Origin of the sequence: Pseudomonas sp. Sample_10 (assembly GCF_004321495.1) — a bacterium.
GTDB lineage: Bacteria > Pseudomonadota > Gammaproteobacteria > Pseudomonadales > Pseudomonadaceae > Aquipseudomonas.
The window spans coordinates 1-11652 of sequence record NZ_RCOE01000026.1 but is presented as its reverse complement, the minus strand read 5'-3'; the positions used below and the strand labels follow the sequence as shown (position 1 = coordinate 11652).

13 protein-coding genes are annotated in these 11652 nt (G+C 59.3%); 6 read left to right on the top strand and 7 right to left on the bottom strand.

Features of this window, described 5'->3' with window-relative positions; genetic code table 11:
- Positions 1–4: 4 nt before the first annotated feature.
- The 6 genes from hemA to D8U18_RS01850 all read left to right on the top strand — a co-directional run bounded on the left by hemA (position 5) and on the right by D8U18_RS01850 (position 5379).
- A complete protein-coding gene (gene hemA / locus D8U18_RS01875) occupies positions 5–1294 on the top strand; it encodes a glutamyl-tRNA reductase (protein WP_056853273.1) in 1290 nt (429 codons plus the stop codon).
- Positions 1291–2373: a peptide chain release factor 1 gene (prfA, locus tag D8U18_RS01870; RefSeq protein WP_047533169.1), complete on the top strand. Its 1083-nt coding sequence runs from the start codon at positions 1291–1293 to the stop codon at positions 2371–2373. The genes hemA and prfA overlap by 4 nt, the downstream gene beginning before the upstream one ends.
- Positions 2374–3204, top strand: a complete 831-nt coding sequence (gene prmC, locus D8U18_RS01865) for a peptide chain release factor N(5)-glutamine methyltransferase (RefSeq protein WP_131106886.1) — start codon at positions 2374–2376, stop codon at positions 3202–3204.
- Positions 3198–3953 carry a molybdopterin-synthase adenylyltransferase MoeB gene (locus D8U18_RS01860; RefSeq protein WP_130903570.1) on the top strand — a complete coding sequence of 252 codons (756 nt, stop codon included), beginning with the start codon at positions 3198–3200 and terminating at the stop codon, positions 3951–3953. Before prmC ends, D8U18_RS01860 begins: the two co-directional genes overlap by 7 nt.
- Positions 3946–4737 carry a glutamate racemase gene (murI, locus tag D8U18_RS01855; protein WP_131106885.1) on the top strand — a complete coding sequence of 264 codons (792 nt, stop codon included), beginning with the start codon at positions 3946–3948 and terminating at the stop codon, positions 4735–4737. Before D8U18_RS01860 ends, murI begins: the two co-directional genes overlap by 8 nt.
- Positions 4738–4860: 123 nt before the next feature.
- Positions 4861–5379: an acyloxyacyl hydrolase gene (locus tag D8U18_RS01850; protein WP_130907889.1), complete on the top strand. Its 519-nt coding sequence runs from the start codon at positions 4861–4863 to the stop codon at positions 5377–5379.
- A gap of 53 nt (positions 5380–5432) precedes the next feature.
- Here the strand turns inward: D8U18_RS01850 and D8U18_RS01845 are convergent, their stop codons facing one another.
- The 7 genes from D8U18_RS01845 to D8U18_RS01815 form a co-directional block, all read right to left on the bottom strand.
- Positions 5433–5738, bottom strand: coding sequence for a YkgJ family cysteine cluster protein (locus D8U18_RS01845; RefSeq protein ID WP_056853268.1), 306 nt, complete (start codon positions 5736–5738; stop codon positions 5433–5435).
- 57 nt (positions 5739–5795) lie between these two features.
- Positions 5796–6578 (bottom strand): SDR family oxidoreductase, encoded by a 783-nt coding sequence (locus tag D8U18_RS01840; protein WP_131106884.1) that lies wholly within the window; start codon positions 6576–6578, stop codon positions 5796–5798.
- A gap of 120 nt (positions 6579–6698) precedes the next feature.
- Complete coding sequence (gene phrB, locus D8U18_RS01835) at positions 6699–8144, bottom strand: deoxyribodipyrimidine photo-lyase (protein WP_131106883.1); 1446 nt, start codon at positions 8142–8144, stop codon at positions 6699–6701.
- 33 nt (positions 8145–8177) lie between these two features.
- Entirely contained in the window at positions 8178–9119 is a 942-nt protein-coding gene (locus D8U18_RS01830) for a MerR family transcriptional regulator (RefSeq protein WP_056853265.1), read from the bottom strand.
- Positions 9119–10078, bottom strand: coding sequence for a DUF523 and DUF1722 domain-containing protein (locus D8U18_RS01825; protein ID WP_131106882.1), 960 nt, complete (start codon positions 10076–10078; stop codon positions 9119–9121). Before D8U18_RS01825 ends, D8U18_RS01830 begins: the two co-directional genes overlap by 1 nt.
- 131 nt (positions 10079–10209) lie before the next feature.
- A complete protein-coding gene (locus tag D8U18_RS01820) occupies positions 10210–10425 on the bottom strand; it encodes a TIGR02450 family Trp-rich protein (RefSeq protein WP_056853263.1) in 216 nt (71 codons plus the stop codon).
- Entirely contained in the window at positions 10422–11408 is a 987-nt protein-coding gene (locus tag D8U18_RS01815; RefSeq protein WP_056853262.1) for an NAD(P)/FAD-dependent oxidoreductase, read from the bottom strand. The genes D8U18_RS01820 and D8U18_RS01815 overlap by 4 nt, the downstream gene beginning before the upstream one ends.
- Positions 11409–11652 lie beyond the last annotated feature (244 nt).

Below are 11652 nucleotides of genomic sequence, written 5' to 3'. Positions count from 1 at the left end.
TTGAATGGCCTTCCTTGCACTCGGTATTAACCACAAGACTGCTTCAGTAGACGTCCGCGAGCGCGTGGCCTTTACCCCTGAGCAGCTGGTTGAGGCCTTGCAGCAGCTCTGCCGACTCACCGACAGCCGCGAAGCTGCGATCCTCTCCACCTGCAATCGCAGTGAACTCTATATAGAACAGGATCACCTGTCGGCGGATACCGTGCTGCGCTGGTTGGCCGATTATCATCATTTGAGCCTGGATGAATTGCGTGCGAGCAGTTATGTGCACGAAGATGATGCGGCAGTTCGTCACATGATGCGCGTGGCTTCCGGGCTCGATTCGCTGGTGTTGGGTGAGCCTCAGATTCTCGGGCAGATGAAATCGGCGTATGCCGTGGCTCGCGAGGCGGGCACCATCGGGCCGCTGCTCGGGCGCTTGTTCCAGGCCACGTTCAATGCCGCCAAGCAAGTGCGCACCGACACCGCCATCGGTGAGAACCCGGTGTCCGTGGCCTTTGCCGCGGTCAGCCTGGCGAAACAGATTTTCAGCGACTTGCAGCGCAGCCAGGCGCTGTTGATCGGCGCGGGCGAGACCATCACCCTGGTCGCCCGCCATCTGCATGATCTGGGGGTCAAGCGCATCGTAGTGGCCAACCGCACTCTGGAACGCGCCAGCATTCTGGCCGAACAGTTTGGCGCGCATGCCGTATTGCTGTCGGATATTCCGGCTGAACTGGTGCGCAGTGACATCGTCATCAGTTCAACCGCCAGCCAGTTGCCGATCCTCGGCAAGGGCGCTGTGGAAAGCGCGCTGAAGTTGCGCAAGCACAAACCTATTTTCATGGTGGACATCGCCGTACCGCGGGATATCGAACCGGAAGTCGGCGAGTTGGACGACGTTTATCTCTACAGCGTCGACGATCTCCACGAAGTCGTCGCCGAGAACCTCAAGAGCCGCCAGGGCGCCGCCCAGGCCGCGGAAGAGATGGTCTCGGTCGGTGCCGAAGATTTCATGATCCGCTTGCGCGAATTGGCGGCGGTCGACGTGCTCAAGGCCTATCGTCAACAGAGTGAACGTCTGCGCGACGAAGAATTGCAAAAGGCCCAGCGTCTGCTGGCCAACGGCGGCAGCGCCGAAGAAGTGCTGGTGCAACTGGCGCGGGGCCTGACCAACAAACTCTTGCACGCACCCAGCGTGCAGTTGAAAAAGCTCTCTGCCGAAGGTCGCCTCGATGCGCTGGCGATGGCCCAGGAACTCTTTGCCCTCAATGAGGGCTCATCGGATAGCTTTTCGGATAAGAAACCGCAATGAAAGCGTCACTGCTCAATAAGCTGGACATCCTCCAGGACCGTTTCGAGGAACTGACCGCCCTGCTTGGCGATGGCGAGGTCATTTCCGATCAGAACAAATTCCGCACCTACTCCAAGGAATACGCGGAAGTCGAGCCGATCGTCGAAACCTATAAACAGCTGCTCAAAGTGCAAGGCGACCTCGAAGGTGCCCAGGCACTGCTCAAGGACAGCGACCCGGACATGCGCGAGATGGCCGTGGAAGAAGTCCGCGAAGCCAAGGAGCGCCTGGTCGAACTGGAAGCCAGCCTGCAACGCATGCTGTTGCCCAAGGACCCGAATGACGGACGCAACGTGTTCCTCGAAATCCGTGCCGGCACCGGCGGCGACGAGGCGGCGATTTTCTCCGGCGACCTGTTCCGCATGTATTCGCGATACGCCGAGCGTCGCGGCTGGCGCGTGGAGATCCTTTCGGAAAACGAGGGTGAGCACGGCGGCTATAAAGAAGTCATCGCCCGGGTCGAAGGCGACAACGTCTACGGCAAGCTGAAGTTCGAATCCGGTGCGCACCGCGTGCAACGGGTACCGGCTACCGAGTCCCAGGGTCGTATCCATACTTCGGCCTGTACTGTGGCGGTGTTGCCCGAGCCGGACGAGCAAGAGGCCATCGAGATCAATCCGGCGGATTTGCGGATCGACACTTACCGCTCCTCGGGGGCCGGTGGTCAGCATGTGAACAAAACCGATTCGGCCATTCGTATCACGCACTTGCCATCCGGCATCGTTGTGGAATGCCAGGAGGAGCGTTCGCAGCACAAGAACCGCGCCCGTGCGATGTCCTGGTTGTCGGCCAAACTCAACGACCAGCAGACCAGCGCCGCGGCCAACGCCATTGCCAGCGAGCGCAAGTTGCTGGTCGGTTCCGGTGACCGCTCCGAACGCATTCGCACCTACAACTTTGCCCAGGGCCGGGTCACCGACCATCGGGTCAACCTGACGCTGTATTCGCTCGATGAAATCCTCGCCGGTGGCGTCGATGCGGTGATCGAGCCGTTGCTGGCCGAATACCAGGCTGATCAACTCGCGGCGATAGGTGAGTAAATGACGATCATTGCCAGTTTGTTGCGCGCCGCCGATTTGCCCGACTCGCCCACAGCGCGCCTGGACGCCGAACTGTTGCTGGCGGCGGCGTTGGGCAAGTCCCGCAGTTTTTTGCACACCTGGCCGGAACGTATCGTGCCGAGCGAAGCGGCGCTGACCTTCGCCGAGTTTTTGCAACGCCGTCGTGGCGGTGAGCCGGTGGCCTACATTCTTGGCCAGCAAGGTTTCTGGAAGCTTGATCTGGAAGTGGCACCACACACATTGATTCCGCGTCCGGATACCGAACTTCTGGTCGAAGCCGCACTTGAATTGCTGCCCGCCACGCCGGCAAAAGTACTGGACCTCGGCACCGGCAGTGGCGCAATCGCCCTGGCCCTGGCCAGCGAACGTCCTGCGTGGAAGGTCACGGCCGTAGACCGCGTGCTGGAAGCCGTTGCCCTGGCCGAGCGCAATCGCCAGCGTCTGCACCTGCACAATGCCACGGTTCTGTGCAGCCACTGGTTCAGTGCGCTGCAAGGGCAACGATTCGAGTTGATCATCAGTAATCCGCCTTACATCGCCGCCGCCGATCCGCATCTGGTGGAAGGCGACGTGCGCTTCGAACCGGCCAGCGCCCTGGTCGCGGGTGTCGACGGGCTCGATGATTTGCGCTTGATCGTCGCCCAGGCACCGGATCATCTGGGAGCGGGTGGCTGGCTGATGCTCGAACACGGTTACGATCAGGCCGAGGCGGTGCGCGATTTGCTCTTGACCCGTGGTTTTGAACAGGTCCATAGCCGCACCGATCTGGGGGGGCATCAACGCATCAGCCTGGGACGCCTGCCATGCTGAATGATCAGGAATTGCTGCGCTACAGCCGACAGATTCTGTTGCAGCACATCGACATCGACGGTCAATTGCGCTTGAAGGACAGCCGCGTGCTGATCGTCGGCCTCGGAGGTCTGGGTGCTCCGGTGGCGCTGTATCTGGCGGCGGCGGGGGTGGGTGAAATGCATCTGGCGGACTTCGACACCGTCGACCTGACCAACCTGCAGCGCCAGATCATCCATGACACCGACAGCGTCGGCATGAGCAAGGTGGATTCAGCGATCAAGCGCCTGACGGCCATCAACCCCGAGATTCAACTGGTTGCCCATCGCACGGCATTGGATGAAGACTCCCTGGCCGCGGCGGTGGCCGGCGTGGATCTGGTGCTCGACTGTTGCGACAACTTTTCCACCCGTGAAGCGGTGAATGCCGCGTGTGTGGCTGCCGGTAAGCCTCTGGTCAGCGGCGCGGCGATTCGTCTGGAGGGGCAATTGTCGGTGTTCGACCCACGCCGCCCGGAAAGCCCGTGCTACCACTGTTTGTACGGGCACGGCAGCGAAGCCGAATTGACCTGCAGCGAGGCCGGAGTGGTGGGGCCGCTGGTGGGTTTGGTGGGCAGCTTGCAGGCGCTCGAAGCGCTGAAGTTGCTGGCCGTTTTCGGCGAGCCACTGGTGGGGCGCCTGTTGTTGATCGATGCCTTGGGCTCGCGCTTCCGTGAATTGCGGGTCAAGCGCGATCCGGGTTGCAGCGTCTGTGGGCCAAAGCATGCGTGAAGCGCCGATCGGCGTGTTCGACTCCGGCGTCGGTGGACTTTCGGTGCTGGCCGAAATCCAGCGTTTGCTGCCCAACGAATCACTCTTGTACGTCGCCGATTGCGGGAATATCCCTTACGGCGAAAAGACGCCGGAATTTATCCGCCAGCGCTGCAGCGTCATGGCCAAGTTCTTTGAGCACCAGGGCGCCAAGGCCCTGGTACTGGCCTGCAATACGGCGACGGTTGCAGGGGTTGCTGACTTGCGTCGCGATTATCCGCAGTGGCCCATCGTCGGCATGGAACCTGCCGTCAAGCCGGCCGCCGCCGCCACCCGCAGTGGCGTGGTCGGAGTGCTCGCCACCACCGGCACCTTGCAGAGCGCCAAGTTCGCCGCGCTGCTCGACCGTTTCGCCACTGATGTTCGGGTGATCACCCAGCCTTGCCCCGGGTTGGTGGAGCTGATCGAGAACGGCGATCTGCACAGTACGGCTTTGCGTGAAATGCTCGAGGGTTACGTCGGGCCGCTGCTTGGCGCAGGCGCTGACACCATCATCCTGGGGTGCACGCATTACCCTTTTCTCAAACCGTTGCTCAGGCAGATGATCCCCGACGACATCAGCCTGATCGATACCGGCGCGGCGGTCGCCCGACAACTTCAGCGGCTTTTGGCCGATCGCCAATTGCTGGCTGAAGGACCTGCGCGTCCTGCACAGTTCTGGAGCAGTGCCGATCCAGACCATTTCGCAAATATATTGCCGGTTTTGTGGAATAAAGCTGGGGTTGTGCGAAGCTTTGAAGCGTAGGCAAGTCTTAGGGGAGCGTTGAAAAAAATCGGGGTGAACTTCTGATAAATCGCCGACTTCTATAGCTGTGAATGTCGAGCAACAAAAATACCAAACGTAATCGTTCGGAAAAGGAAGTTTCTAATGAAGCGTCTATTTTGTTTGGCCGCGATTGCGGCTGCATTGATGGGGCACAGTTTCACTGCACAGGCCGCAGGTGTGGAATTTGCGGTCGGCCAGACCGGCGAGTCAACCATGACTTATCGACTGGGCATGCAGTTCGATTGGGACCAGAGCTGGTGGCAAACCGACGTCGGTCGCCTGACCGGTTACTGGAGCGGCGCTTACACCTATTGGGAAGGTGACAAGACTTCGAGTAACAACAGTCTGTCGTTCTCGCCCGTGTTGGTTTACGAATTCGCCGGCCAGAACGTCAAACCCTACGTCGAGCTTGGGGTTGGCGTGGCGCTTTTCTCCGACACTGAAATCGAAAACAACGATCTGGGTAGCTCGTTTCAGTTCGAGGACCGTTTCGGCGTTGGCCTGCGCTTTGCCGGCGGGCATGAAGTCGGTGTTCGGGCCACTCACTATTCCAATGCCGGGATCAGCAGTCCCAATAACGGGGTAGAGAGCTACGCGTTGCATTACACGATGCCTTTGTAAGGCTGATACAAGATCCCATGCAGGAGCGAGCAGGCTCGCTGCTGCATGGGTAATCAGCGATACGCCGTCGAAATCCCCTGGCGCTCCTCAATGCATTCCGGCGCGCCCATCTCGAACTCACGACAGATCAACGGGCGTTTCTCGTAGATGGTGCACATCATCGTGTTGCGATCCAGCGCGGCACACCAGCCGTCATCCAGACGCAACATGACCTCGCCACCCCAGTCATCGGTATCGATATAGCGTTCGGGTACGCCTGTATCGGTGATCAACATGACTTCGAGCTGGCAGCAGCAGGCGGCACAAGTCGAGCAGGTCACCGCGGGAATGGCGATTTGCGTATGAGGGATGGTTTTCATGGCGCGCAGTGTAAGGCAGTGGCGCGGTGCTGTGTGAAAGTGCAGACGGGCGCGGTGTCAGGGCTGGTCCTTGATTGGCGGGTTGCGGCGCACCATTCTTTTACCGATCTCCAGTTTTACCTGATCCGGCATTTTCGACATTGGCCATAGGGCGGCCATGAACATTCCTGGAAACGCTATCTCCAGCGGCCGATCCCTGAGTTTGCTGACGATGTGCCGTGCGGCTTTGTCCGCAGGCCAGCTCTGGGGCATGGGAAAGTCGTTTTTCGCCGTCAGCGGTGTATTGGCCAAACCAGGACTGACCACGGTGACTTCAATCCCTTGTGGGGCAAGGTTGATACGCGAGGATTCGAACAAGTAACGCAAGCCGGCCTTCGAGGCGCCATGGGCTTCTGCCTGCGGCAGCGGCAGGTAGGTCACCGAACTGGCCACCCCCACCAGGTGCGGGGCGATGCCTTTGCGCAGCAGAGGCAAGGCGGCTTCGATGCAATAGCTGCTGGCGAGCAGATTGGTGCGCACCACATGCTCGACGATCGAGGTGTCGAATTGCTTGGCATCCACGTATTCACAGGTGCCCGCATTGAGGATCACCGTATCCAGAGAACCCCATTGCTCGGCGATCTGTTCGCCGATTTCACGTACGGTCTGACTGTTGGTCAGGTTGCCTGCCACCACCAGAACTTGTCCCGGATAACGTTGGGACATGTCTTTGAGCTGCGTCAGCGAGCGTGAGCTGACGGCCACGTGGGCACCGGTCTTGAGGAGTTCTTCGGCCATCGCGGCACCAATGCCGTTGCTGGCACCGGTCAACCAGTATCGACGTGGCGGTGTCAGAATCATCCCTTTCTCCTTTTCAGCCTGGTAATCAACTGGCCCGACAGGGGGTTGTGTTTTTGGAGAGCAGCACCGGCATCGAAGTGATGTTGGTGGCAAAAGATGTTGTCGTGCTGTTGCAGGAAGCTAATCATGCAAGCCTCCGGCATTTTGCCGTGTCGGCAGGTTTTTGAATGCAGCCAGGGCGCGCGCGCGCGATGCGCTCAGATCGACAATCGGCGATGGATAGTTGGCTACGCCGAACAACCCACCGAGGTGAGCGGGGTTGTGCAGCTCTTTTTTGTTCAGCCCGGACAGTTCCGGCAGCCAGTGCTTGATGAATACACCTTCAGCGTCGAACTTTTCCGACTGGCTCAACGGATTGAAGATCCGAAAGTAAGGCGCTGAATCAGTGCCGGTGGACGAGCTCCACTGCCAGCCGCCATTGTTGGCGGCGAGGTCGCCGTCGATCAGGTTACGCATGAAAAAACGCTCGCCCTCGCGCCAGTCGATCAGCAGATTCTTGGTCAGGAACATCGCCACGATCATGCGCAGACGGTTGTGCATCCAACCGGTTTCCAGCAGCTGGCGCATGGCGGCATCAATGATCGGCAGTCCGGTACGGCCCTCCTGCCAGGCTGCGAGCTCTTCGGGGGCGTGGCGCCAGGCCAGGGCTTCGGTTTCCGGGCGGAAGGCACGATGACGGGAAACCCTCGGGTAGCCCACCAAAATGTGCTTATAGAACTCGCGCCATAGCAGTTCATTGATCCAAGTGACTGCTCCGACTTTGCCACTTTCGAACTCGCCCTGATTGCTTTGCAGTGCGGCATGCAGGCATTGACGTGGTGAAATCACCCCGGCGGCGAGGTACGCCGAAAGTTGGCTGGTGCCGGGCTTGGCCGGGAAATCGCGCTCGCTCTGGTAATAGTCGATCTGTATGTCGGCGAAAGTATCGAGCCGCTGGCGGGCTTCGGTTTCTCCGGCGGGCCACAGCGCTTGAAGGCTGGCGGCAGGTGTCTCGAATCCTTCGACACGGGTGGGGACCGGATCGCTGAGAATCCCAAGCGACGCCTGGGCCATTGGTGTACTGACCAATCGCGGCAGCGCATGGTGCAGGCGTTCGTAGCAGACCTTGCGGAATTGACTGAAAACCTGAAAGTACGTGCCGGTTCTGGTCAGGATACTGCCCGGCTTGAACAGCAACTGATCAAGGTAACTGTGGAATTCGATGCCTTGGCCTGCCAGTGTTTTCGCAACGGCAGCGTCCCGGCGGGTTTCGTGAATGCCGTATTCCTCGTTTACATGTACAGCTTCGATGCGCAGTTGCCGGCAAACATCGAGCAGTACCTTCGGTGCGTCATCCCAGCGCGCAGCCTCGCGAATCAGCAGCGGAATGTTCAATTGGCTCAGCACCTGGCTCAGCTGATCGAGATTGCGTAACCAGAAATCCACTTTGCACGGCGCATCGTCGTGTTCCAGCCATTGCTCCGGGCTGAGCAGGTACACCGCCACGCACGGGCCAACCGCAGCGGCAGCCGAGAGGGCGGTGTTGTCATGTGAGCGCAAGTCGCTGCGCAGCCAGATCAATTGCATGTGATGTCCGTACCAAACCTTATAAAAACGCTACTAAATGAGCCCACGCTGAACCAGCACCTGATGTGCCAACAATGGATCTTCGGCCAGGTGTAAATCGGCAATTTCTGAAGCTTTAGCGGACAACTCGGCGTGGTGAATGCACACCGTTGGTCCAACGATCAATTTTGGGCAGCTGACGTTGTTCAAAAGTTTCGGCAATTGCGAAATGTTTATGGCTTTGCTGGAAAAAAGCAGTACGCCGCGAGCTTGCAGATAATCCGCTGCGACGGCCAGTTCGCCAACAGGCAGCGGCCAGTCGAACACCTCCACCGGGCAATCGGCGCTGCTGATCAGCCAGGCCGTGAGCCACAGGTGAGGTTCCAGTGGCAGGTCCGAGTGGTTGATCAACAGCAATGGCGGTGCGTGCAACTGACGATTGTTGTGGTAGATGCGCGCCCCGAATTTGCTGCGCAGCCAGGAATAAAAAAATACCCGTTCCATCTGTGCGCCGAACTGGCCTTGCCAGCGTTGCTCCAGCTCCGCCAGCAGCGGCAACAACAATTGCTCACACAGTGTTCGCGGCGGATAGAGCGCCATGGCCTGATTGACGGTGTCGTCCAGAGGGCGTTCGGTCAGTTTCGTGACCGCCACCAGCAAGCTATGACGCAGCCTTTGCCAGTCGTTCTCCACCGGTTGGCTGAAAGTCTGTGGGGTATCGAGCAGTTGTTTGACCTGGCTGACGGCAACACCACGGTTGAGCCAGGTGAGGATCGTGTGGATGCGCTGTATGTGTTCGCTGGAAAACAGGCGATGCCCCTTGGGCGTACGTTGCGGAACGATCAGGCCGTAGCGCCGTTCCCAGGCGCGTAGGGTCACGGCGTTGACGCCGGTCTGCCGGGCTACCTCGCGGATCGGCAACCAGCCTTCATCCAGAGCCTTTTTGAAGTCGTCGCCCAAGTCCTCGCTGGCGCTGCTGTCAGCTAGGTCTTTCATCAGATTGCGTTTCGCAGGCTGAGATTTTCCGGGTGCGGTTGCAGGTAGACCTGCTGCGCGATGTACGGGTCGGGGTGTTGCCGAAAGTGATGCTTGAGCAATGTCAGCGGCACCACCAGAGGCACGATGCCGTGGCGGTATTGGCCGATCACGTGTTGCACTTCCTGTTTGTCGTCGGCGCTGAGGGTTTTTTTCAGGTAGCCACTGAGGTGTTGCAGCACGTTGGTGTGGGTGCGGCGGGTTGCACACTTTTTCAGTGCAGCCATCAATTCGCTGAAATATTGCGGGCCGAGTGTTTCTGGATCGGTCTTGCCCATGTTGCCCAGCAGATTGCCCAAGGCTTTGTACTGCACCGGATTGTGAGCCATCAGCAGGTACTTGTAGCGCGAATGAAAGTCCGTCAGGCCACGGCGACTCAGGCCTTCTTTGAGTAAATGCTGCCAGGCGCTGTAGGCAAATACGCGGGTAAGGAAATTCTCTCGCAATACCGGGTCGTTGAGCCGCCCGTCTTCTTCCACTGGCAAGTCCGGGTGCTGCGCGCAAAAAGCCCGGGCATAAATCCCCTGGCCGCCGCCGTCCACCGGCGCACCGTTGGCGTGATAGACCTTTACGCGTTCCAGGCCGCAAGACGGGGATTTTTGCATGAAAATGTAGCCGCAAATGTCGCCGAGTTCCGCCGCCATTTTCCGTCCGTACTCGGCCAGCGGCTGGGTGACGTTGATCTCACGATCGACCGTGCCAACGGCTTGCGGCTGGAGCGGATCACCCACCAACCGAATGGGCTCGCGTGGAATGCCCAGGCCAATGGCAACTTCCGGGCACACCGTTACGAAATCGAAGTAATCGGTGAGGGTGCGACTGCACAGCCGCGACTCCTTGTGCCCGCCGTTGTAGCGCACCTCGGCGCCCATCAGGCAGGCACTGATGGCGATTTTCGGTTTGTTGGGGGGCAGGGGCATCGGAATACCTCGGAATCAAAACCTATACAGATGAAAAAGTCTGTACAACTTGGGTTCATCATAGATTCAAAGGTGTGCAAGTCAAATCTTTTGTATAAGTTTTTCTCGATGCTCGCTTGTTGCAGAGGTTCTTACGACCAGCCCAACCGCCAAGTGCTGCTGTCCTGCAAGGTTTGCCATGCACAGCGTTCACTGCGTCGGGTCAATACGGCCTGCAGTTCGATTTCCCGGACCGTTCCCTCGTCGTCACGAAACAGCTCGGTGACCAGAAAGTGTTTTTCGCGGTTCTGCGGGTGGGCTGCTGTCCATTTCGACAGCAGCAATTTGCTCGGATTGATGCGGTTCACTGCAAGTGCTCATGCAGACGACGGGCAGCTTCCTGGCCGCTGAGCCAGGCACCTTCGACACGTCCGGACAGGCACCAGTCGCCACAGGCATACAAGCCCAGATCGGCATCCGCCAGCGTGCCCCATTCGTGGCTGCTGGCTGGACGAGCGTAGAGCCAGCGGTGGGCCAGGCTGAAGCTCGGCGCGGGCATCGAATCATGTAGCAGTTCGGCGAACGCACCGTGCAATTGTTCGATCACTGCTTCCTTTGGCAAGTCGATGTGCTGGCGGCTCCAGGTGCTGGTGGCGTGCAGCACCCACGTGTCGAGCGTGTTGTCGCGCCCTGGCTTGCTGCGGTTGCGGGCCAGCCAGTCGAGCGGGCTGTCTTGCACGAAACAGCCTTCCATCGGCGTTTCCAGCGGCGTTTCGAAAGCCAGGGCGACGGCCCAGGTGGGGTCCATTTTGACCCCGGCGGCAGCCCCCGCGAGCTTCGGTGCAGAGGCCAGCAGAGCCGTCGCTTGCGGTGCCGGCGTAGCGATCACTACGTGACTGAAGGGGCCGTGGGTAAAACCCTCGGCATCCTGCAGGTGCCAGTGTTGTTCGCCGCGATAGACCTCGGTGATCCGGCAGGCGAAATGCACTTCGAGGTCACCGAGCAGCGCCCTCGTGATGGCGCTCATGCGCGGCGTGCCGACCCAGCGGGTCTGCTCATCCGGCGACAGATTGAGCTGGCCGCCATGGTAGGTGTACAGCTGCGGCGTCCACTCGGCCACCCAGCCGTTGGCTTGCCAGCGTTGCACTTCAGTGACGAAGCGGCGGTCGCGGGCAGTAAAGTATTGCGCACCCATGTCCAGAGCGCCCGCATCGCTGCGCTTGCTCGACATGCGTCCGCCACTGCCGCGGCTTTTATCGAAAAGTTGCACGACATGCCCTGCATCTGTCAGGGCTTGTGCGGCTGAGAGTCCGGCGATGCCGGTGCCGATGATTGCGATAGGTACAGTCATAAGGGCCTCGTTTACCTTTCTGTACAGACTACGCCGGGGTTGAAACCTGTACAATATTGTTTTTTGGTATAACTTTTAGCGTTATCGTTCTGACAGCTTGGCCTATTGTTAAACACAGAGCCTGCCCGATATCAAAGTTCCCTTGCTTATAAAAATAGACTAGTGATCAAGGTAAAACGCCACGCGAGGAAGAAGTCATGCACATATTGCTGACCGGCGGTACTGGTTTGATAGGACGTCAGCT